Source organism: Pseudomonas sp. R76, from assembly GCF_009834565.1.
In the GTDB taxonomy this organism is placed as follows: domain Bacteria; phylum Pseudomonadota; class Gammaproteobacteria; order Pseudomonadales; family Pseudomonadaceae; genus Aquipseudomonas.
This window is the reverse complement of the sequence record NZ_CP019428.1, coordinates 1,642,648-1,665,164: the sequence shown is the minus strand read 5'-3', so window position 1 is coordinate 1,665,164 and position 22,517 is coordinate 1,642,648. Positions and strand designations below refer to the sequence as shown.

Genomic DNA, 22,517 nt, shown 5'->3' with positions numbered 1-22,517 from the left:
TTGGCGGAGTTTGCCCCAAATTGCCATCATTTTTGGCGTCAAATAATCCCGCGTTCCGCCTTGGTTTGCGCGACCTTATCGCGCAAGTAAACCGGCGCCGCCTGATCCGCCGCAATCGCCTCGCCGCGTTCGAACGCGAAGCGTGCCAGGGTCAGCAAGTCTTCGGCATGTGGCAACATCGTGGCGTCCTGGCCAACCCGTTTTACGCCGATGCGCTCGCCATAACCCCAACCAGTGCCCGCGCCGAACCAGTCACCACTGGCATCGGCAGGCAATACCGAGGACTCCGGCGCCTGCACCGCTTCGACGCCCACCAGGCGCATTTCGCCAGCGGTTTCGCGATAGCAGCCCCAATAGACTTCGTCCATGCGCGCATCGATGGCGGCCGCCACTTGCGCAGCGCCGTGTTCACGCAGGGCGCGCTGGGCCAGCACGGCCAGGTTGGACACCGGCAACACCGGGCGCTCCAGCGCAAACGCCAGGCCCTGCACCACGCCGATGGCAATACGCACGCCGGTGAATGCGCCCGGGCCACGGCCGAAAGCGATGGCGTCCACGGCAGAAAGCGTGGTGCCCGCGTCCTCAAGCAGTTGCTTGATCATCGGCAACAGCTTCTGCGCATGCAGGCGTGGGATCACCTCGTAGTGGCTGGTTACTTTGCCATCGTGCAGCAAGGCAACGGAGCAAGCTTCGGTCGCGGTGTCCAGGGCCAGCAGGGTGCTCATCGGTGTAGGTGTCCAAGTCGAAAAAAAGTGCGCCAGTATAAACAACAACGGCCCGCAAGCGGGCCGTTGTGCATGCAGCTGATCGTTTGATCAGCTCAGCGCTTGCAGCACCTTGGCGGTGATGGCTTCTACCGAACCCACGCCAGGGATGTGGCTGTACTTCGGCTTGCCTTGGGCAGCCGACAGCTTCTGGTAGAAATCCACCAGTGGCTTGGTCTGCGAATGGTAGACCGACAGGCGATGGCGCACGGTTTCTTCGGTGTCGTCTTTACGCTGCACCAGGTCGTCGCCGGTGACATCGTCCTTTCCGGCCACTTTTGGCGGGTTGTAAACGATGTGGTAAACGCGGCCCGAGGCTTCGTGAACACGACGGCCAGCGATACGCTGGACGATTTCTTCATCTTCAACCGCGATTTCAACCACGGCGTCCAGCTCGACGCCGGCCTTCACCAGGGCTTCAGCCTGGGGAATGGTGCGTGGGAAACCGTCGAACAGGAAACCGTTCTTGCAGTCTTCCTGGCTGATGCGTTCCTTGACCAGGTTGATGATCAGGTCATCGGAAACCAGGCCGCCGCTGTCCATCACGCTTTTTGCGATCAGGCCCAGCTCGGTGCCGGCCTTGACGGCAGCGCGCAGCATGTCACCGGTGGAGATTTGTGGAATGCCGAATTTTTCAGTGATGAACTTTGCCTGAGTACCTTTACCGGCCCCGGGAGCTCCCAGCAGAATGACGCGCATCGATGTGCTCCTCAATTTTTTATAGAGATGACGCTCGGATTCGCCGCGTGGGGCCAATCTCGTAAAAATATGGGTCTAGCCGATCAAACGGCCAAAGGCTGATCAAGATACACAGCGGGCTCTATCCATACAAGCCGCCGAAAGTCGCAAGAACCCGCGCCGCGCATGCGTCACAGGTCGGGTGTGCCTGAGTGCAACCCGGCGCCATAAACGCCGACCGCCCTTTTCCGGGCGGCCGTCGTGGTTTATCTGCAAGCCTTTGAGAACACGCAGAAAACCTTAGCCGGTGTTACGCAAACCGGCGGCAATACCGGCCACAGACACCAGCAGCGCCTGTTCCAGAGGGCTGTCCTGTGCTGCTTCCTGTTGGCGCGAGCGCGCCAGCAACTCGGCCTGCAGCAAGTGCAGCGGGTCGAGGTAGGTATTGCGCAGCCGGATGAACTCAAGGGTGTCGGGGCTATGGGCCAGCAGTTGCGACTGGCCAGTCAGGCCAAGCACCACGCTGCACGCCTGCGACAATAGGTCGCGTAAGTGCGCACCCAATGGCAGCAGGTCAGGCTGCACCAGACGCTCGTCATACAGCCGCGCAATATCGGCATCCGCCTTGGCCAGCACCATTTCCAGCATATCGATGCGGGTGCGGAAGAACGGCCATTGCTCGCGCATCTGCCCCAGCAACTCGCCTTCGCCGCGCTCCAGCGCCTTGCTCAAGGCCGCTTCCCAGCCGAGCCAGGCGGGCAGCATCAGGCGGGTCTGGGTCCAGCCGAAGATCCACGGGATGGCCCGCAAACTTTCAATCCCCCCCGCACGCCGCTTGGCGGGGCGACTGCCCAACGGCAGACGGCCGAGTTCCTGCTCTGGGGTGGATTGGCGGAAGTACTCGACGAACTGCGGATTTTCCCGCACTACGGCGCGGTAAGCGCTGACACCGTCTGCCGCCAATTCGTCCATCAAATGACGCCAGGCCGGTTCGGGCGGCGGCGGTGGCAACAATGTGGCTTCCAGCACGGCGGCCAGGTAAAGGTTGAGATTCTGCTCGGCGATGTCCGGCAGGCCGAACTTGAAGCGGATCATCTCGCCCTGCTCAGTGGTGCGGAAGCGCCCCGCCACCGAGCCCGGTGGCTGCGACAGGATCGCCGCATGCGCCGGGCCGCCGCCACGGCCGACGGTGCCGCCGCGACCGTGGAACAACAGCAATTCCACCTGTTGTTCGCGGCAAATATCCACCAAGCGTTCCTGCGCCCGGTACTGCGCCCAGGCGGAGGCGGTGGTGCCGGCGTCCTTGGCCGAGTCCGAGTAGCCAATCATCACTTCCTGCGGGCCTTGCAACCGCGCGCGATAGCCTGGCAATTGCAGCAGCGTTTCCATGACCGGCCCGGCGTTATCCAGGTCGGCCAGAGTTTCAAACAGCGGCACCACGCGCATCGGCCGTTGCACGCCCGACTCTTTAAGCAGCAGCTGCACCGCCAGCACGTCGGAGGCGGCGCCCGCCATTGAGATGACATAAGAGCCCAGCGAGGCCGCCGGTGCCGCAGCGATTTCCTTGCAGGTGTTCAACACCTCAGCGGTGTCTGCCGACGGTTTGAAGTAACCCGGCAACAGCGGTCGACGGTTGGCCAGCTCTTTGGTCAGGAAGCTGATCCGCGCCTGTTCGTCCCAGTCCTCATAACGGCCCAGGCCCAGGTAATCGGTGATTTCAGTCATGGCCGACGAGTGCCGGCTGGAATCCTGGCGCACGTCCAGGCGTACCAGGAACAGGCCGAACGTCACCGCGCGGCGCAGGCAGTCGAGCAGCGGGCCATCAGCAATCACGCCCATGCCGCACTCGTGCAACGACTGGTAGCACAGCTCCAGCGGGTCGAGCAGATCGCGGTTGTTCTGCAGCACCTCAGCCGGTGCCGGGGTGGTGGTGGTCAGCGATGTGTGCGCCCATTGGCGCGTCGCGCGCAGGCGTTCGCGCAATTGCTTGAGCAAGGCGCGATAAGGCTCGACGCTGTCGCCGACCTTGGCTTGCAACGCCGGGCTGGCCTGCTGCATCGACAGTTCGGAGGCCAGGTGGTCGATGTCGCGCAGGTACAAGTCCGCCGCCATCCAGCGCGCCAGCAACAGCACTTCGCGGGTGACCGGCGCGGTGACATTCGGGTTGCCGTCACGGTCGCCGCCCATCCACGAAGCAAAGCGAATCGGCGCCGCTTCCAACGGCAGGTGCAGGCCCGTGGCGGCGTGCAACGCCTGGTCAGCCTTGCGCAAGTAATTGGGGATGGCATGCCACAGCGAGTGTTCGATCACCGCAAAGCCCCATTTGGCTTCGTCGACCGGCGTCGGGCGCACGCGGCGGATTTCCTCGGTGTGCCAGGCTTCGGCGATCAGCCGTTGCAGGCGTTCGCGGATCTGCGCGCGCTCGGCGGTGGTGAGGTCGCGGTGATCCTGCAGCGCCAGTTGCGCGGCAATCGCATCGTATTTCTGAATCAGGGTGCGGCGCGCCACTTCGGTCGGGTGAGCGGTGAGCACCAGTTCAATGTCCAGGCGCGCCAACTGACGAGCCAGGGATTCGTTGCTGTGGCCTTCGCCTTGCAAGCGGGCCAGCAGCTCGGGCAATACGCGGGACTCGAACGGCGCCGGTTGCGACTCGTCGCGCCGGTGGATCAACTGGTATTGCTCGGCAATGTTGGCCAGGTTGAGGAACTGGTTGAAGGCCCGCGCCACGGGCAACAGTTCGTTTTCCTGCAATTGGTTCAAGCTGGCGCTGAGTTCCTCGCCGGCGGCCTGCTCGGCGGCGGCACCACGACGGTCAGCCTTCGCGCCTTTGCGGATCTGCTCGATCTTGTCGAGAAAGTCGTCGCCGTACTGCTCTCGAATGGTGTTGCCCAACAGCTCACCCAGCAGGTGAACATCCTCACGCAAGCGTGCATCGATATCACTCATCAACCAATCTCCAGCCAGAAATCCGGGACGCGCAGGTGTTCCAGAGTGCCGCCCGCGTCGGTTTCTGACAAGACACTTTAAACCTTGTGAGTTGCAGCTAGTCTCAACAGTGAGTCGTCGCGTTATCCACGCAGGCGACTGGACACTCATCACCGCCTGCCACAGCAGGCTTTATTGAGGTTGCCATGAAAATTCGAGAACTGGCCCAGCATTGGGAAGAGAACGCCAAGGGTCGCCTGACCAAAACCGAGTACGCGATTCACCTGGACGTGGAGTCCGCCGCACGCCTGGCCGCCATCGCCGAGATGTACCCCAAGCGCCACACCGAAGAACTGCTCGGCGAGCTGATCGGCGCCGCCCTCGAAGAGCTGGAAGCGAGCTTTCCGTACATCAAGGGCCAGCACGTCATCGCCACCGATGAAGAGGGTGACCCGCTGTACGAAGACGTCGGCCCCACACCACGCTTTCTGACTTTATCGCGCCGCTATCTGCATGTTTTATCAGCCACTACTGACGAACAGAAGCACTGACAAACATCCTTTAAACTCCGTTCCCCCCAGATAATCCGGGCCTCCTAGAGGCTCGGACTACCTCTGCGCAATGCAAAAGTTCCAACTTTTAAACGCTGACCGATCAGTCAGATATTTTTTTAGGCAATTCGCCATCTTCTCTGAACTTTTGAAAAAAGCCTCCGGTCACAGCCAGTAAGCCATCACTTGGAACGGCCGTTTGAAAGGGCATTTCGTGCTTTACCGCCGGGCCCGCAACCGCTGACCAACGAAGTGGATTTTGATGTTTTTCAGGAGTTACCCAATGGAGTTGAAGACGATGAAGACCAGCACTGCCAAATCCTCGTTTAACCACCTGCGCGGGCTGAAATTGGCCGCGCTGGCAATCGGCACCAGCTTCGTTCTGGCGGGCTGCGCCGGCAACCCTCCGACCGAGCAATACGCTGTGACCCAATCTGCGGTGAACAGCGCTGTCAGCGCCGGCGGCACCGAGTACGCAGCGGTAGAAATGAAGTCGGCTCAGGACAAGCTCAAAGAAGCCGAAATCGCCATGCACGACAAGAACTACGACAAGGCTCGCCAACTGGCTGAACAAGCCGAGTGGGACGCTCGCGTCGCTGAGCGTAAATCCCAGGCCGCCAAAGCCCAACAGGCTGTGAAGGACTCCCAGAAAGCTGTTCAGGAGCTGCGTCAGGAAGGCATGCGCCCCGCTGTTATCCAACAGCAATAAGGCCCAGACCACTGACTGCACTGCACCCGAAATCGAATTGAAAGGACGACACGACTATGCGTAAACAATTGATGATCCCTGCCCTGCTGGCGATGAGCGTTGCCTTGGCGGCCTGCTCCACCCCGCCGAACGCGAACCTGGAAAACGCACGGACCAACTTCTCGGCCCTGCAAACCAACCCACAAGCGACCAAGCTTGCGGCGCTGGAAACCAAGGACGCCAGCGAATGGCTGGACAAGGCTGACAAGGCCTACCGCGATAAGGAAGACGAGAAGAAGGTTGACCAACTGGCCTACCTGACCAACCAGCGCGTTGAAGTGGCGAAAGACACCATCGTGCTGCGCGAATCCGAAGCCAAGCTGAAAAACGCTGGCGACGAACGTGCTCGCGCCCTGCTGCAAGCCCGTGACGCGCAGATCAAGCAACTGCAAGACAGCTTGAACGCCAAGCAGACTGATCGCGGTACGCTGGTGACCTTTGGTGACGTGCTGTTCGCCACCAACAAGTCCGATCTCAAGTCCAGCGGCCTGGTGAACATCACCAAGCTGGCGCAGTTCCTGCGTGATAACCCGGACCGTAAAGTGATCGTCGAAGGCTACACCGACAGCACCGGCTCCGACTCGTACAACCAGAGCCTGTCCGAGCGTCGTGCAGCTTCCGTACAACGTGCACTGGCTCAACAAGGCGTGGATATCTCGCGCATCGTGACCCAGGGTTACGGCAAGGAATACCCGGTTGCCGACAACGGCAGCGTCTCGGGCCGTGCCATGAACCGCCGCGTTGAAGTGACCATCTCCAACGACAACCAGCCGGTCAAGCCACGTTCTTCCGTTGCTAATTGATCGATTGATGTAGATAAAGGACCCCGCCAGCTTGGCGGGGTTTTTTGTGCCTACATGAAATTGACCTGACTCGTGTTCATCTCTGGCATATTGATTTTCGAGCCATTCGAAAAACCACCAGCGCCGCCACCTTGCTCAGCACCACCGCCCTCTGCGCTGGTCAGCAACTGTTCCAACCGTTTCTTCAACTCCTCTATGCCCTTTTCCTGCTTCTGATGACCACCCGCCTGCGGCATCTGGTCCATACCGCCAAACAGACTGCCCACCATGTTTCCCACACCGCCAATACCCGAAACCATCTTCATACTCCCTACGTTCACATTGAGTAAGTTGTGTCGCATAGTTGCCGACATCCCTCATCAGTGGTCTCGTACAAATATTGGTTCCGTGCAGTCGGGTTATTGCTCCAATTGCGGGGTTTCCTGGCCCATACAACGCACAGCTTGCTTCTTATTGTTGACCAGCACACCGCTCAAGCCTTTTTGCTCGGTATCAAACATCACCAGCACACCGTCCACACACTGCGCCACCTGCGCGGCAGGGGTCAGGGAGATCTTGTAGTCCTCGCCGGGCACCGTCTTGAGCATGGTGAAATCGCTGAGCAGCAACGCATCCTCCGGCTTGGCGAAGTGCAGGTAGCCGTAGAACCACAGGCAGCCGACAGTACCGATGATGGTGCCGATGCCGGTGAGGATCAGCGGGATCATGTTGCGTTCTTCGCTCATTGCGGGCTCTCTGATGAATCAACTGTAGGGTTCGGGTAGTTGGGGATTTCCCCCAGGCGACGCAGACCGTTGAAGTGCTGCGGGTCGTCCAGATAGCGCAGCATCACGGTTTGCCAGGTCTTGTCGGCAAAGGTCTGCACATGACCGCCGCGGGTCAACTGCAACACCCTGGGCGGCGGCGCGGCCTGATACAGGCGAATACCGTTGGCCAGCGGCACGATCGGGTCGTCCAGGCTATGAAACAGCAGCTTGGGCACGCCGGTCAGCTGCGGCATGGCATTGATCGCACTGTCGCCGTCGGGCACCAGCCAGGACAGCGGCACCTGAAACGGCCATGTTAACCACGAGGTGCTGAGGGCGAATTGTCCTACGTCACGATAACTGGCGGGCACGCCGTCGAGCACCAACGCCTTGAGCTGCGGCTGACGCTGCGGGTGCGCCGCCAGGTAGTGCACCGCCAGTGCGCCGCCCAGGCTTTGGCCCAGCACAACCAGCGGTTGGCCCTGGGTTTCGGGCGCCTTGTCGATCCAGCTGAACGCCGCATCGATGTCCTGATAAATCGCCGGCAGCGACGGCTTGCCTTCCGACAGGCCATAACCGCGATAGTCCAGCAGCAGCACTTGATAGCCCTGTTCCGGCAACCACCAACTGCCGCCCAGGTGCCATGCCAGATTGCCGCCGTTGCCATGCAGGTGCAGCACCGTGCCCTTGAGCGGAACCCCTGCTTTGGCCGGCAGCCACCAGGCGTGCAGTTTTACCCCATCGGCGGTGGTGAGCGTGACGTCGCGGTACTGCAGATGGGCCTTTTCCGGCGTGAACGGCAGGCCGGGTTCGGGGTAGAACAGCAGCGAACTGCAGCCGTTCAAGGTCAAGAGCAGGCAAAGAATGCCGAGGATTCTCATCCGTTGAAGCCTCGTGAGTGGGTTGAAAAACGGTTCCTGAGATCAATGAAGATCAAGTGTGGGAGCTGGCTTGCCTGCGAAAGCGGTCTGTCATTTACAAGTGCATCAACTGACAGTCAGCCATCGCAGGCAAGCCAGCTCCCACATTTTTTGACCTGGTTTCTTCAGGGAAATCCCTAAAGAATATTCGAGTAATCCGCCTCGATCCGATCCAGGCTCAGATGGTTGAGGAAGTTGGAGAAACACATCCACGCCGCCAGCGCATTCATGTCGCGGAACTGCTCGGGCAGGTATTTGGGCGGCACCACCAGGCCTTCGTCCACCAGTTGGCGCAGGGTCCGCATGTCTTCCAACGTGGTCTTGCCGCAGAACAGCAACGGCACTTGTTCCAGCTTGCCTTTGCGCACGGCCAGCTGGATGTAGTTGTAGACCATGATAAAGCCCTTGAGGTAGGACAAATCCTTGGTAAACGGCAGACCGGTCGGCGTTGAACCACGGAATACCCGGCTGGCATTGCCGTAGCTTTCGGCCATTTCAAAGCCTTGCTCGCGGAAGAATTCGAACACCTGCAGGAAGTCGGCGCCCTCCTCGACCATATGAATGGCGCGGGTGCGGTTGGTCAGTTTGCGCAAGCGGCTTGGGTAGGACGCAAAGGTGATGATCTCCATCAAAATCGCCAAGCCTTCCTGGGTCACGGTCGAGGACGGCGGGCCTTTGGACAGGAACGTGCAGATCGGCTGGTTCTGGCCGTTGAGCGTGGTGCCGACGTGCACCAAGCCTTCATGCACTTCCAGGGCGCGCACATCGCGGTCGTTGAACATCGCGTCGGCGCGGATCTTGATGTAATCGGCGCCGGCCGCCGCGTCGGCGACGATACCGTCGGACTCAAACACGCGGATGGTTTCTTCCGCCTCGCCAAACACTTTGTTCAGTCGGGTTTGCAGCAACGCCACGGCGTCTTTGGCGGTGAGGGTCTTGGCTTCGTCTTTGAGATCGCCACGGCCGTCGATGTTGTTCAGGTAGCCGGACAGCATCAGGCCGAGGTCAGCCAGGGTCGGGTCGCCGGCGTGGAACGCATCGGAGGCGGCGCCATACAGCTCTTGGGAGATCAGGCCGAAGTCCTCGGTGCCGCGCGCTTCGAGCATGCGCACCACCATGCGGTATTCGCGGCACATGCGCCGCATGATCTGCCCCACCGGGCTGAACTGGCCAAGGCGGCGGGTGATGTCGCGCTCGATGTTCTGGAACTCCAGCTTGACCGCGCTGGAGTCGAACGACAGCGGCCGGCCCAGGTAGTAATCGCGGTCCACGGCGGGCATGGCCTTGCCCTTGGCCTTGAGGAACCCTTGGCGAATGTTTTCGTCCCACTTCACGGCGTCGAGGACGCGAATCGGTGTTTGCGCCAGCACAATGCGATCAGACAAGGTGCGTATCGTCTGCTGGTAATCGTCCACCCGGTGCTTCCCCTTTAAACGTTATTTGCCCGCACGCTGGTAGCGCACGGCTTCAACGAACACATCGGCATTGGCCGGGTCATCCAGGTAGGCAAACACCTGGTCCATGGGGCTGTCGACCAGCACGCCGTCACCTTCGACAGTATCGACAGTGCTGCCGTGCAGCACTTTTTGACCTATGGCTTGATGGATCTGCTCAAGGTCGAGGTTGTAGACCACCAATTCGTGCTTTTCATCAAACTCAAAGCCCGCCAGGAAAAAATGTCCGCCGAGTTTGTCCGGCAGCGGCGCCGACAAATACCAGCGGCTGCCATGGCGCGAGACCGTGAACAGGTACTCATCGCGCTGGCCCGGCTTGGCTTTAGGGTAGCTCACGGCTTTGTAACGGTGCTCACCGTCGCGGGTGATCTGCAGGTTGAGGGGCTCACCCCAGGCATTTTTGCTCGACCAATGGCCGAGCAAGGCATCCGGCGCGCTTTCACGGGCCGGCAGCGGGTCCTTGAAGGTCACCAAACAACCGCTGAGCAACAGGAACGATAAGGCGATGATCGCGACACGCCAGGCTTTCATTGCGTACTCCATCAAGCCAGCTCCCAGATGAGGCTAGACCGAGGCCAGCACCAAATGCATGTAACGCTTGAGGATCTCAAGCATCTCTTCACCGGTCAGAGGCTCTGGGCCGCCAAGCAGGCCCTGATATTCCATCCGACTGATTATCGCCGTCAACACTTTGGCATCCTGTTGCGGCTCGCGGGAGCCCAATACCTGGAAAAACTGCCCCGTGCCCTGCAGCAGAATCTGTTGATGGGAACGCACCAACTCCGCCAGGCGCGGGTTGAGCAAGGCTTCCTGGCGAAAGGCCTGTTCGGCCATAAGGTGTTCGCGGCGGTTGGTCAGTTGGCGCAGCACGTAGTCGGCGGTGAGCCGCGCGATGTCGTCGGCCAGTTGCGAGCGCGACTGCGGGCTGCCATCGCCATAGGCGACCATCTCGCGCAGCAGGCCTTCGTTGCGCACCCACAGCTTGCCCATGAAGGCGGCACTGCGTTCCACGTATTGGGCGAAGGTATCGGTGAGCAGGTCATCGATATCCTTGAAGTAGTAGGTGGTGGCCGACAACGGCACGCCGGCCTCGGCCGCGACGGCGCGATGGCGAACCCCACGTACGCCGTCGCGCACGACGATGCGCATGGCCGCATCAAGAATGTCCTGCCTGCGCTGCTCGCTGCCTCGTCGGCTGGCCTTGCGGCCCTGGTACTGAACACTTTCAGCCACGGCAGCAGCAATGCCGGCGGCACCTTTTTGAGCCATTACGCGGTTCACGACAGATCTTCCTTTAAAAGGTGACGCGGAGCGTCACGGACTGCATTCCCACGCAGAGCGTGGGAACGATCATCGCGGAGCGTCACGGGTTGCATTCCCACGCAGAGCGAGGGAACGATCATCCCACGCACGGTGTGGGGACGATCACCTGGCGCCGTTCTCTTGACGGCTGAATACACCACATAAAAAAGCCGCCTTATAAAAGGCGGCTTCGGGTTTCGCTACGGTTACGCTTGTGGCCGCATGTGCGGGAACAAGATCACGTCGCGGATCGACGGCGAGTTGGTCAACAGCATCACCAGGCGGTCGATGCCGATACCTTCACCGGCGGTTGGCGGCATGCCGTATTCCAGGGCGCGGACGAAGTCGGCGTCGTAATGCATGGCTTCGTCGTCGCCGGCGTCCTTGTCGGCCACCTGGGCCATGAAGCGCTCGGCCTGGTCTTCCGCGTCGTTCAACTCGGAGTAGGCGTTGGCGATTTCGCGGCCACCGATAAACAGCTCGAAACGGTCGGTGACGTTCGGGTTGTCATCGTTGCGACGGGCCAGCGGCGACACTTCGAACGGGTACTGGGTAATGAAGTGCGGCTGTTCCAGCTTGTGCTCCACCAGCTCTTCGAAAATCATCACCTGCAGTTTGCCCAGGCCTTCAAAGCCCAGCACCTTGGCGCCGGCTTTCTTGGCGATGGCGCGGGCCTTGTCGATATCGTTCAGGTCGTCAGCGGTCAACTCAGGGTTGTACTTGAGGATCGAATCGAACACCGACAGGCGCACAAACGGCTCGCCGAAGTGGAACACCTTGTCGCCGTACGGCACGTCGGTGCTGCCCAGGACCAGCTGCGCCAGCTCGCGGAACAGTTCTTCGGTGAGGTCCATGTTGTCTTCGTAGTCGGCGTAAGCCTGGTAGAACTCCAACATGGTGAATTCCGGGTTGTGACGGGTCGAAACGCCTTCGTTACGGAAGTTGCGGTTGATCTCGAACACTTTTTCGAAGCCGCCAACCACGAGGCGCTTGAGGTACAGCTCAGGCGCAATGCGCAGGAACATTTCCATGTCCAGCGCGTTGTGGTGGGTTTCGAACGGCTTGGCGGCGGCACCACCCGGGATGGTTTGCAGCATCGGGGTTTCGACTTCGAGGAAGTCACGCTTCATCAGGAAGCTGCGGATGTGCGCAATGACCTGCGAACGCACGCGGAAAGTCTGGCGTACTTCTTCGTTGACGATCAGGTCAACGTAGCGCTGACGGTAGCGCTGTTCGGTGTCGGTCAGGCCGTGGTGCTTGTCCGGCAGCGGGCGCAGCGACTTGGTCAGCAGGCGCACGCTGGTCATTTCAACGTACAGGTCGCCCTTGCCGGAACGCGCCAGGGTGCCTTCGGCGGCAATGATGTCGCCCATGTCCCAGGTTTTCACCGAGGCCAGGGTTTCTTCGGACAGGGTTTTACGGTTGACGTAAACCTGAATGCGACCGGTCATGTCCTGGATCACCATGAACGAGCCACGGTTGAGCATGATGCGACCGGCAACCTTGACCGGGATTGCAGCCTCGGCCAGCTCTTCCTTGGTCTTGTCCGCGTACTGTTTCTGCAAGGCATCGCAGTAGTTTTCGCGGCGGAAGTCGTTCGGGAAGGCGTTACCCTTGGCGCGCTCGGCAGCCAGCTTTTCCTTGCGCAGGGCGATCAGGGAGTTTTCTTCCTGTTGCAGGGCTTGCGGGTCGAGTTGTTGGTCGCTCATGTCTTTAAATTTTCCATCAGGTTCGTTGCCCCAGCCTGTGGCTGGGGATCGCGGGCAAGCCCGCTCCCACAGGGATCGAGGGGTGTCAGCCAATCCCGCATTGCATGTGTTACAAGCCCGATTTCAGGCTGGCTTCCAGGTATTCGTCGATATCACCGTCGAGTACCTTGTCGCAGTCGCTGCGTTCGATGTTAGTGCGCAGATCCTTGATCCGCGACGCATCGAGCACGTACGAACGGATCTGGTGACCCCAGCCGATATCCGACTTGGTGTCTTCCAGCGCCTGGGAAGCGGCGTTGCGCTTCTGCATTTCCTGCTCGTACAACTTGGCCCGCAGCATTTTCATGGCGGTGTCCTTGTTCGCGTGCTGGGAACGTTCGTTCTGGCAGCTGACCACGGTGTTGGTCGGTACGTGGGTGATACGCACGGCCGAGTCGGTGGTGTTTACGTGCTGACCACCGGCACCGGAGGAGCGGTAGGTGTCGATCCGCAGGTCGGCCGGGTTGATCTCGATTTCCACTTTGTCGTCGATCTCAGGCGAGACGAACACCGCAGAGAACGAGGTGTGGCGACGGTTGCCGGAGTCGAACGGGCTCTTGCGCACCAGACGGTGTACGCCGATCTCGGTGCGCAACCAGCCAAAGGCATATTCACCCTTGATGTGCACGGTCGCGCCTTTGATACCGGCGACTTCACCGGCCGACAGCTCCATGATGGTGGCGTCGAAACCGCGTTTGTCAGCCCAGCGCAGGTACATGCGCAGCAGGATGTTGGCCCAGTCCTGGGCCTCGGTGCCCCCGGAACCGGCCTGGATGTCCAGGTAGGCGTTGTTCGGGTCCATTTCGTGGCTGAACATGCGGCGGAATTCGAGCTTGGCGAGGTTTTCCTCGAGACGGGCCAGCTCGGCGACGACATCGCCCACTGCGCCTTCGTCATTTTCTTCGACGGCCATGTCCAGCAGGTCGCGGCAATCGCCCAGACCGGTGTTCAACTCGTCGAGGGTGTCGACGATCTGCGCCAGCGCAGCGCGCTCGCGGCCCAGTTCCTGGGCGTATTCAGGTTTGTTCCAGACAGCCGGATCTTCAAGCTCGCGATTGACTTCGGTCAGACGCTCATGCTTTTGATCGTAGTCAAAGATACCCCCGAATAGTTTCGGAGCGCTCGGACAGGTCCTTGATGGTGTTAAGGATCGGGTTGATTTCCATGGCGGGCAGCACTCGTTGGCGAACTTTTGAAAGCCGACGAGTATAACGACAAACCGGCGACAACGGCAGCCCGCTTGGCGAAAAGGCGGGTATATGCACGATCTGCACAAGGATGCAGATCAAATGTGGGAGCTGGCTTGCCTGCGATGGCGGTGTATCAGATACGGAGGTGGTAACTGACAGGCCGCTATCGCAGGCAAGCCAGCTCCCACAGGGGATCAGCGTCGTTGCGGGTTATTCGATACCGACCTGATTACGCCCATTGTGCTTGGCCGTATACAAACCCTTGTCCGCCGCCATGATTAGCTGCCGACAATCCGTGCTCTGCACCGGCGTCATGGTCGACAGCCCAATGCTGATCGTCAGGCTCGCGCCTTCGGCCGGTGCAATATGCGGAATCTTCAACGCCTCAACCGCCATGCGCAGCTTTTCCGCCACCAGGCGTGCGCCGCCCGGCGAAGTGTTCGGCAACACCAGGGCAAACTCTTCACCGCCGTAACGCGCCGGCAAGTCCGAAGGACGACTGCTGGCTTCGCGGATTGCCGCCGCGACCTTGCGCAGGGCTTCATCGCCCTCGACGTGGCCGAAACTGTCGTTGTAGGTCTTGAAGAAGTCCACATCGATCATCAAGAGCGACAACTGAGTCTGGTCACGCATGGCGCGGCGCCATTCCAGTTCCAGGTATTCGTCGAAGTGGCGGCGATTGGACAGCCCGGTCAGGCCGTCGGAGTTCATCAAGCGTTGCAGCACCAGGTTGGTGTCGAGCAGTTGCTGCTGGCTGACGCGCAATGCGCGATACGCCGCATCCCGCTGCAACAGGGTCATGTAGGAGCGCGAGTGATAACGAATGCGCGCCACCAGCTCGATGTTGTCCGGCAGTTTGACCAGGTAATCGTTGGCCCCGGCCGCAAACGCCGCGCTTTTGATCAGTGGGTCTTCCTTGGTGGACAGCACGATGATCGGGATATTCGCCGTGGCCGGATGGTTGCGGTATTCGCGCACCAGCGTCAGGCCGTCGAGGCCCGGCATGACCAAATCCTGCAGGATCACCGTGGGTTTGATGCGAATCGCCTGGGCAATCGCCTGATGCGGGTCGGCGCAAAAGTGGAAATCGATGTTTTCTTCATGGGCCAGGCCACGCCGCACGGCTTCGCCGATCATGGCCTGGTCGTCGACCAGCAACACCATGGCGGCATTTTCGTCGGTCTTGATGTCGTCGATCTGTAGATCATTCATGTGCAGTCACCTGAATTACTGTCCTGCAAGCCGGCACTGCGGGAGGCTTTGATCATTTTGCAAAGACCTCCAGCAATCTGGGCGCAATTCTGTCCAGTGGGCGAATTTCAACAGCGGCATCAATGGCCGCCGCCGCTTTGGGCATGCCATACACCGCCGAGCTCTGCTGATCCTGGGCGATGGTCAAATATCCTTGTTCACGCAGCAATTTGAGCCCCTGGGCGCCGTCGCGCCCCATGCCGGTCAGCAATACGCCGACGGCGTCGCCGTTCCAATGGCTGGCGACGCTTTCAAAAAACACGTCGATGGACGGCCGGTAAATCTCGTTCACCGGCTCTGCGGTATAGGCTAGCGTGCCATTTTTCAACAGGCGAATATGGTGGTTGGTGCCGGCCAGCAGGACCACGCCACTTTGTGGCGGCTCGCCCTCGCGCGCCAGGCGCACCGGCAAGCCGGAAGCGCTGCTCAGCCACTCGGCCATGCCGGCGGCGAACACCTGGTCCACATGCTGCACCAGCACGATGGCCGCGGGAAAGTCCCGTGGCAAACCCTTGAGCAGGCTTTCCAGGGCAGCCGGCCCGCCAGCCGAGGAACCAATCGCCACCAGGCTCTGGCGCTTGCCGGTGCTGCGCTGGGGCGCGGTTTCGGTGCGTACGCGGCTGCCGCGCTGGCCAACCAGCCAGCCAATATTGAGGATTTTGCGCAGCAACGGCGCCGCCGCGTCCTTGGCGTTGCCGACGCCCAGCGCCGGCGTGTCCACCACGTCCAGCGCGCCGTGGCCCATGGCTTCGAACACGCGGCTGACATTGGCCTGGCGGTCTACGGTGACGATCACGATCGGGCACGGCGTCTCGGCCATGATCCGCCGCGTGGCTTCCACGCCGTCCATCACCGGCATGATCAGGTCCATCAGAATCAGGTCCGGCGTCACTTCGGCGCAGTGCTGCACGGCTTCCAGGCCATTGCTGGCCACCCACACCACTTCGTGCGCGGGTTCAAAACTCAAGGCGCGGCGCAAGGCCTCGACGGCCATGGGCATGTCATTGACGATCGCAATCCTCATGCCCGTGCGCCTCCAATCAGTTCCACCACGGCGTCCAGCAAGGCGTCGTCATGGAAACTGGCTTTAGCTAAATAATAGTCGGCGCCGGCGTCCAGTCCACGACGCCGGTCTTCTTCGCGATCCTTGTACGACACCACCATCACCGGCAACGATTGCAGGCGACTATCACGACGCAAGAGTGTGACCAATTCAATACCGTCCATACGAGGCATATCAATGTCAGTGATGAGCAGGTCGAAGTCTTCGGAGCGCAACGCGTTCCAGCCGTCCATGCCATCGACCGCGACAGCCACTTCATAACCGCGATTAAGTAACAATTTGCGTTGCAGCTCACGCACGGTGAGCGAATCATCCACCACCAGCACGCGTTTGCGCGGCGCTTCGGTGGCCTGCTGGCTGCGCCGGGCGATGCGTTCCAGGCGGCCGGTATTGAGCAGCTTGTCGACCGAACGCAGCATGTCTTCAACGTCGACGATCAACACCACCGAGCCGTCATCCAGCAACGCACCGGCAGAAATATCCTGGACCTTGCCCAGGCGATCATCCAGCGGCAACACCACCAAGGTGCGCTCGCCGATAAAGCGCTCCAACGCAATGCCATAGATCGCATCACGCTCGCGGATCACCACCACTTTCAGGGTTTCTTCGTTGCTCTGCCCGGCCGGGCGCTGCAGCAACTGGCTGGCCGCGACCAGGCCGACGTGGCGACCTTCGTGCCAGAAATGCTGGCGGCCTTCCAGTTGCACAATGTCGTCCGGCGCCAGGTCGCACATGCGTTCGATGTGCGCCAGCGGGAACGCGTAGGCTTCTTCGCCAACTTCCACCACCAGGCTGCGCACCACCGACAGCGTCAGCGGCACCTCCAGATGGAAGCGGCTGCCCTGCCCCGCCGTCTGCTCCAGCACCACCGCGCCGCGCAGTTGGCGAACCATATGTTGCACCGCGTCCAGGCCGACGCCGCGCCCGGACACTTCGGTGACCTTGTCACGCAGGCTGAAACCCGGCAGGAACAGGAACGTCAGCAGTTCCTCTTCACTCAGGCGCAGGGCGGTTTCCAGCGGTGACAGGTGCCGGTCGACGATGGTGCCGCGCAGGCGCTCCAGATCGACGCCATTGCCGTCGTCGCTCAACTCCAGCACGAGCAAACCCGCTTGGTGAGACGCGCGCAGGCGGATCAGGCCTTCAGCTGGCTTACCCGCCAGCAGGCGCTGCTCGGGCATTTCGATGCCGTGGTCGACCGCATTGCGCAATAAATGCGTAAGCGGTGCCTCAAGTTTTTCCAGCACGTCGCGGTCGACTTGCGTCTTCTCGCCTTCGATCTCCAGGCGCACTTGTTTGCCCAGGCTGCGGCCCAGGTCACGCACCATGCGCACCTGCCCGGCGAGCACATCGGCAAACGGTCGCATGCGGCACGCCAGCGCAGTGTCGTACAGCACCTGGGCGCGCTGCCCGGCCTGCCAGCCGAACTCATCCAGCTCGGCGGTTTTTTCCGCCAGCAGCGCCTGGGCTTCGCTTAACAGGCGGCGTGTGTCGGCCAAGGCTTCCTGGGCTTCAAGGTTCAAATCCAGGGTCTTGAGCTGCCCGTCCAAGGTGTCCAAGGCGCGTGCGCTCTGGCTTTGAATACGCTTGAGGCGCTGCATGCTCGCCAGGTAAGGCTTGAGCCGCTGGGTTTCCACCAGGGACTTACTCGACAAGTCGAGCAGGCTGTTCAAGCGCTCGGCGGTGACCCGCAACACACGCTCGCCGCCTTCGGTCATGCGTTTATTCTGGCGCGGCAGTTCGCTGGTGACCGGCGGCGCGGATTCGGGCTCCGGCGGCAGTTCTTCGACGACAGGCGCCGGAGCAGGCACCGGCGGTGGCGCTGGCGTTGACGGCGGCGCGACCTTGGCCATCGGCTGCGACGGATCAAGCAGGCGCTCCATCAGTGCCACATAGGCCTGGATATCCGCCGGACCGACGTCATTGCCCGGCGTGGCGATGCGCATCAGCAGGTCGGTGCCTTGCAGCAAGGCGTCGATATGTTCAGGTTGCAGGTACAGGCGGCTTTCCTGGGCGCTGACCAGGCAATCCTCCATGACGTGGGCCACGCTGACCCCGGCGTCCACCCCAACAATCCGCGCCGCGCCCTTGAGCGAGTGCGCGGCGCGCATGCAGGCTTCCAGCTGGTCGGCCTGGGTCGGGTTGCGTTCCAGGGCCAGCAAACCGGCGCTCAGCACTTGGGTCTGCGCGTCGGCTTCCAGGCTGAACAGTTCGAGCAGCGAGGCATCGCGCATCTGGTCGGGGGTCATGTGAGGCTCCGGGTCACGGCGGACAACAATTGCGCCTCATCCAGCCAGCGCAGGCTGCGGCCTTTCCACTGCAATACGCCCTGGGTGAAACGCGCGCTGGCCTGGGTGCCGGAGGCCGATGCGGCGCTCAAGGTGCGCTCATCAATGGCATGGATACCGTCGACTTCATCCACCGGCACCACGACCGGGCCATCCTGCGCGGCGATGATCAACATGCGCGGCATCACTCGCCCGCCGCTGGGGGCGTTGCTGGTAGCGTCCAGCCCCAACAGCTCGACCAACGACAGGCACGCCACCAAGGCGCCGCGCACATTGGCCACGCCGAGCAACGCCCGCGAGCGTTGGTGCGGCAGTGAGTGAATCGGTTGCAGCGGCGCCACTTCCACCAGGCAACGGGTAGCGATGCCCAGCCATTCTTCGCCGAGCCGGAACATCAACAGCGAGCGCGTGACGACATCGCTGTCGACCTCCGTGGCCGCCTGCGGACGCCGGTCGTTCTGCTGCAGGGCGTAGCGGTCGAGCAAACGCGTGGCGGCGGCGGAATACACCGAGCAGTTGCGGCAATGAATATGCTCCGCCAGCAACGGGCAGGATTTGTCGCCGTGGATGCCGATGCGGTTCCAGCAGTCGTCGATGGCTTGGGTATCGGCCAGGGTCAGGTCCAGGCCTGCAGTGTCGAGCGCGTCGGTGCTACTCATGGTTTGGACTCACTGTCAGCTCGCTGGCTACGCGCGGCCCGCGCTTGCAAGCGGCGCGCCCCCGCACTGTCGCCCTGGGACTCGAGCAACGCGGCCAGGTGCATCAAGGCCTGCGGGTGCTGCGGTTCCAGGTACAAGGCTTTTCGATAATAGCCCTGGGCTTCCAGGGCACTGCCGGCCACATCGCTGAGCAGGCCCAGCCAGTAAAACACCTGGGCCGCCGGCGGATGGTTACTCAAATACTGTTCGCAAGCGGCGCGGGCCTCGGCACTTTTGCCTTCATTGGCCAGCGTGGCGATGCGGCTGAGCAAGTCGCCGGCGTCGGTGTGCGGCGCCTTGATCGGCGCCACGTGAGCACTCACGGTGCTGAACGGACGCGGTTTGGGCGCAATCGGCGCCGCACTGCGCTGCGGCGCGGGCGCGGGTATTGGCACAAACACCGGCTCGGGCTTGACCGGCTCGACATGCCGGCTGAAGGCAAAAGATTGCGGCACGCCAATCGAGCGCATGCCATGGCGCCCCAGCAGGCTGCCTTCGGCCGGGCCGATAAACAGCACACCGTCCACGTGGGTCAAGCCCTTGAGCACGTCAAAGACTTGCTTCTGGGTCGGCTGGTCAAAGTAGATCAGCAAGTTGCGGCAGAACACGAAGTCGTACGTCGGCTCATTCGCCAGCAGGCCCGGGTCGAGCAAGTTGCCGACGTGCAGGCGCACTTGTTCGCGCACCCGGTCGGCGATGCGATAACCGTCCGGCTCTTCGGTGAAATGGCGCTCACGGAATTCGATATCGCCGCCGCGAAACGAATTCTTGCCGTACACCCCGCGCTTGGCGCGTTCTACCGACAGCGGGCTGACGTCCATGCCCTGCACCTTGAACTGGTGCGGCGCCAGGCCCGCATCAAGCAAGGCCATGGCGATCGAGTAAGGCTCTTCGCCGGTCGAACACGGCAGGCTCAGAATACGCAGCGCGCGCATCTGCTTGATCTCGGCCAGGCGCGCCTTGGCCAGGCGCGCCAGGGTCGCAAAGGATTCGGGGTAACGAAAAAACCAGGTCTCGGGCACGATCACCGCTTCGATCAGCGCTTGCTGCTCATCGTCGGAGTTCATCAGGTGCTGCCAGTAAGCCTGGGGCGTCTGCGCCTGCGTGACCTGGGTGCGCTGGCGCACCGCGCGCTCGATAATTGCCTCGCCCACCGAGGCGACGTCCAGGCCAATGCGTTCCTTTAAGAAGGCAAAGAAGCGCGGGTCGTTGCTCATACGCTCAGCTCGGCAGAAAACAGCAAGGTGCGCACCGGTTCGGTGAGCAGCTCGTTGACGCCAATCCACTGCATCAAGCCCAGGGCATCTTCACGCACCAGCCCCAGGTAAGGCGCCTCGCGGTTGTCCAGCCCATAAGGCTGGAATTCCTCAAGGCCGCACCGCAGGGTGTCGGTGGCTTGTTCGAGGATGAGGCCCAGCCAGCGCGCTTCGACCCACGGCTGCGGCTGGTAGTTGACCAACACCAGCCGCGTGCTGGTGCGCGCCTGGGCCGGGGTGCCGAACGTCAGCGCACACAGGTCGATCACCGGCACCAGCGCGCCACGGTGGGCAAAGATCCCTGCCACCCAAACGGGTGCATGGGCGATGGGTTTGAGCGGCAGGCGCGGCAGCACCTCGGCGACTTCCGTCGCCTTGAGGGCAAAGCGCTCGCCGCCGATGTGGAACACCAGGAACAACGCCTTTTTCGCTGCCGGGACGGCGCCGCGTTTAGCCGCGAGGTCGCTCATCAGACTTTGAAACGCGACACGCCGCTGCGCAGACCGACCGCAACCTGGCTCAGTTCATCGATGGCAAAGCTGGCCTGGCGCAGGGATTCCACGGTCTGGCTGCTGGCATCACCCAGTTGCACCAATGCGTGGTTGATCTGCTCGGCACCGGTGGCCTGGGCCTGCATGCCTTCGTTGACCATCAACACCCGCGGCGCCAGGGCCTGCACCTGATGGATGATCTGCGACAACTGCTCGCCGACTTGCTGCACTTCGAACATGCCACGGCGCACTTCTTCGGAGAACTTGTCCATGCCCATCACGCCTGCCGATACCGCCGACTGGATCTCGCGCACCATTTGCTCGATGTCGTAGGTGGCCACGGCAGTCTGGTCGGCCAGGCGCCGCACTTCGGTGGCGACCACGGCAAACCCGCGCCCGTATTCACCGGCCTTCTCGGCCTCGATGGCGGCATTGAGCGACAGCAGGTTGGTCTGGTCGGCGACCTTGACGATGGTCACCACCACTTGGTTGATGTTGCCCGCCTTCTCGTTGAGGATCGCAAGCTTAGCGTTGACCAAGTCAGCGGCGCCCATCACCGAGTGCATGGTTTCTTCCATGCGCGCCAGGCCTTGCTGGCCGGAACCGGCGGCGACCGACGCCTGATCGGCGGCGGTGGACACTTCGGTCATAGTGCGCACCAGGTCCTTGGACGTTGCCGCGATCTCGCGGGAGGTGGCGCCGATCTCGGTGGTGGTGGCGGCAGTTTCGGTGGCGGTGGCCTGTTGCTGCTTGGAGGTGGCGGCAATCTCAGTGACCGAGGTGGTCACCTGCACCGACGAACGCTGGGCCTGGGACACCAGGGCTGTCAGCTCGGTCATCATGTCGTTGAAGCCGGTTTCGACGGCGCCGAATTCGTCCTTGCGCTCCAGGTTCAAACGCTTGCTCAGGTCGCCGTCACGCATGGTGCCGAGGATCGCCACGATGCGCTGCATCGGCGCCATGATGGCGCGCATCAGCAGCAGGCCACACAGGCCGGCGGCAAGGATGGCCAGGGCCAGCGACACGAACATGCTGACTTTTGCCGCCGACACCGCGTCATCAATCGCCGTGGTTGCACGGTCGGCGACGTCTTTGTTCTCGGTAATGATGTCGTTGAGCTTCATACGCCCTGCCGTCCAGGCGGGCGTCAGGTTGGTGTTGAACTCCTTGCGCGCTGCGGCCAGGTCATTGCGCTGCAGGGCGTCGAGCACGGTGGCCAGGCTCTTGTTGTAGGCCTGGTGCATGCCTTCGAATTTGTCGAACTCGGCTTGGTCATCGCGACCGTTGATGGTTGCCTGGTAGTTGGCCATCTGCGTCTGGATGCGCCCTTCGAAGGATTTGAAATCGGCCTTGTCGGCGTCGGTCAGGCCCTTGTCGTCACGCAGACCGAGCAATTCCAGGGTTTGCAGGTAACTGTCGACCCAGGCGCTGCAGATCATCGAGCTGAGGTAAACCCCCGGCACCGCATCATCACGGACAGCCGTTTCGCTGCCCTCGATTTTCAGCAACCGTGAATAAGAGACCACAACCATTAACAGCATGATCGCGATAATGACCGCAAAGCTCGCCAAAATCCGTTGGCGCAAGGTCCAGTTCTTCACAGTATTTCCTCGAAGGGCCATTCAAATGGAGGGGAGTATA

At 61.6% G+C, this 22,517-nt stretch carries 21 protein-coding genes; 3 read left to right on the top strand and 18 right to left on the bottom strand.

Annotated elements, in window-relative coordinates; all coding sequences use genetic code 11:
* Positions 1-38: 38 nt before the first annotated feature.
* The 3 genes from tsaB to ppc form a co-directional block, all read right to left on the bottom strand.
* The gene (gene tsaB / locus PspR76_RS07535; RefSeq protein WP_159954630.1) at positions 39-725 is read right to left on the bottom strand and encodes a tRNA (adenosine(37)-N6)-threonylcarbamoyltransferase complex dimerization subunit type 1 TsaB; all 687 of its coding nucleotides are present in this window, start codon (positions 723-725) and stop codon (positions 39-41) included.
* A gap of 90 nt (positions 726-815) precedes the next feature.
* Positions 816-1,463: an adenylate kinase gene (adk, locus tag PspR76_RS07530; RefSeq protein ID WP_159954629.1), complete on the bottom strand. Its 648-nt coding sequence runs from the start codon at positions 1,461-1,463 to the stop codon at positions 816-818.
* Positions 1,464-1,742: 279 nt separating this feature from the next.
* Positions 1,743-4,388 (bottom strand): phosphoenolpyruvate carboxylase, encoded by a 2,646-nt coding sequence (ppc, locus tag PspR76_RS07525; RefSeq protein WP_159954628.1) that lies wholly within the window; start codon positions 4,386-4,388, stop codon positions 1,743-1,745.
* A 185-nt stretch (positions 4,389-4,573) separates the two neighbouring features.
* Here ppc and PspR76_RS07520 point away from each other — a divergent pair, with 185 nt between their 5' ends.
* The 3 genes from PspR76_RS07520 to PspR76_RS07510 all read left to right on the top strand — a co-directional run bounded on the left by PspR76_RS07520 (position 4,574) and on the right by PspR76_RS07510 (position 6,469).
* Positions 4,574-4,918, top strand: coding sequence for a pilin assembly protein (locus PspR76_RS07520; protein ID WP_159954627.1), 345 nt, complete (start codon positions 4,574-4,576; stop codon positions 4,916-4,918).
* Positions 4,919-5,201: 283 nt separating this feature from the next.
* Positions 5,202-5,627, top strand: a complete 426-nt coding sequence (locus tag PspR76_RS07515) for a DUF4398 domain-containing protein (RefSeq protein ID WP_159954626.1) — start codon at positions 5,202-5,204, stop codon at positions 5,625-5,627.
* A 56-nt stretch (positions 5,628-5,683) separates the two neighbouring features.
* Positions 5,684-6,469 (top strand): OmpA family protein, encoded by a 786-nt coding sequence (locus PspR76_RS07510; protein WP_159954625.1) that lies wholly within the window; start codon positions 5,684-5,686, stop codon positions 6,467-6,469.
* A 50-nt stretch (positions 6,470-6,519) separates the two neighbouring features.
* On the opposite strand, the gene PspR76_RS07505 is transcribed toward PspR76_RS07510, so the two are convergent.
* From PspR76_RS07505 to PspR76_RS07435, 15 genes are all read right to left on the bottom strand, one after another.
* Positions 6,520-6,768, bottom strand: coding sequence for a hypothetical protein (locus PspR76_RS07505; RefSeq protein WP_159954624.1), 249 nt, complete (start codon positions 6,766-6,768; stop codon positions 6,520-6,522).
* A 99-nt stretch (positions 6,769-6,867) separates the two neighbouring features.
* Positions 6,868-7,194, bottom strand: coding sequence for a hypothetical protein (locus PspR76_RS07500; protein ID WP_048720026.1), 327 nt, complete (start codon positions 7,192-7,194; stop codon positions 6,868-6,870).
* Complete coding sequence (locus PspR76_RS07495) at positions 7,191-8,096, bottom strand: alpha/beta hydrolase (protein WP_159954623.1); 906 nt, start codon at positions 8,094-8,096, stop codon at positions 7,191-7,193. Before PspR76_RS07495 ends, PspR76_RS07500 begins: the two co-directional genes overlap by 4 nt.
* Positions 8,097-8,272: 176 nt before the next feature.
* Positions 8,273-9,550: a flavohemoglobin expression-modulating QEGLA motif protein gene (locus PspR76_RS07490; protein WP_159954622.1), complete on the bottom strand. Its 1,278-nt coding sequence runs from the start codon at positions 9,548-9,550 to the stop codon at positions 8,273-8,275.
* A gap of 21 nt (positions 9,551-9,571) precedes the next feature.
* Positions 9,572-10,120 carry a hypothetical protein gene (locus tag PspR76_RS07485; protein ID WP_159954621.1) on the bottom strand — a complete coding sequence of 183 codons (549 nt, stop codon included), beginning with the start codon at positions 10,118-10,120 and terminating at the stop codon, positions 9,572-9,574.
* A gap of 33 nt (positions 10,121-10,153) precedes the next feature.
* Positions 10,154-10,870 (bottom strand): TetR/AcrR family transcriptional regulator, encoded by a 717-nt coding sequence (locus PspR76_RS07480; RefSeq protein WP_159954620.1) that lies wholly within the window; start codon positions 10,868-10,870, stop codon positions 10,154-10,156.
* A 227-nt stretch (positions 10,871-11,097) separates the two neighbouring features.
* Complete coding sequence (gene lysS / locus PspR76_RS07475; protein ID WP_008431110.1) at positions 11,098-12,600, bottom strand: lysine--tRNA ligase; 1,503 nt, start codon at positions 12,598-12,600, stop codon at positions 11,098-11,100.
* Between the two features lie 109 nt (positions 12,601-12,709).
* Positions 12,710-13,805, bottom strand: a protein-coding gene (prfB, locus tag PspR76_RS07470; RefSeq protein ID WP_096236834.1) for a peptide chain release factor 2 whose coding sequence is annotated in 2 segments (ribosomal slippage) — positions 12,710-13,732 and positions 13,734-13,805 — 1,095 coding nt in all. Because the reading frame shifts where the segments join, the coding sequence is not laid out codon by codon here.
* Positions 13,806-14,039: 234 nt separating this feature from the next.
* Positions 14,040-15,041, bottom strand: a complete 1,002-nt coding sequence (locus PspR76_RS07465; protein WP_159954619.1) for a response regulator — start codon at positions 15,039-15,041, stop codon at positions 14,040-14,042.
* 52 nt (positions 15,042-15,093) lie between these two features.
* Positions 15,094-16,104 carry a chemotaxis response regulator protein-glutamate methylesterase gene (locus tag PspR76_RS07460; protein WP_159954618.1) on the bottom strand — a complete coding sequence of 337 codons (1,011 nt, stop codon included), beginning with the start codon at positions 16,102-16,104 and terminating at the stop codon, positions 15,094-15,096.
* On the bottom strand, positions 16,101-18,392 hold the full coding sequence (locus PspR76_RS07455; protein WP_159954617.1) for a hybrid sensor histidine kinase/response regulator: 2,292 nt from the start codon (positions 18,390-18,392) through the stop codon (positions 16,101-16,103). Before PspR76_RS07455 ends, PspR76_RS07460 begins: the two co-directional genes overlap by 4 nt.
* Positions 18,389-19,090 carry a chemotaxis protein CheW gene (locus PspR76_RS07450; RefSeq protein ID WP_159954616.1) on the bottom strand — a complete coding sequence of 234 codons (702 nt, stop codon included), beginning with the start codon at positions 19,088-19,090 and terminating at the stop codon, positions 18,389-18,391. The genes PspR76_RS07455 and PspR76_RS07450 overlap by 4 nt, the downstream gene beginning before the upstream one ends.
* Positions 19,087-20,346: a CheR family methyltransferase gene (locus tag PspR76_RS07445; protein WP_159954615.1), complete on the bottom strand. Its 1,260-nt coding sequence runs from the start codon at positions 20,344-20,346 to the stop codon at positions 19,087-19,089. Before PspR76_RS07445 ends, PspR76_RS07450 begins: the two co-directional genes overlap by 4 nt.
* Positions 20,343-20,855, bottom strand: coding sequence for a chemotaxis protein CheW (locus PspR76_RS07440; protein ID WP_159954614.1), 513 nt, complete (start codon positions 20,853-20,855; stop codon positions 20,343-20,345). Before PspR76_RS07440 ends, PspR76_RS07445 begins: the two co-directional genes overlap by 4 nt.
* Positions 20,855-22,477, bottom strand: a complete 1,623-nt coding sequence (locus tag PspR76_RS07435) for a methyl-accepting chemotaxis protein (protein ID WP_159954613.1) — start codon at positions 22,475-22,477, stop codon at positions 20,855-20,857. The genes PspR76_RS07440 and PspR76_RS07435 overlap by 1 nt, the downstream gene beginning before the upstream one ends.
* Positions 22,478-22,517 lie beyond the last annotated feature (40 nt).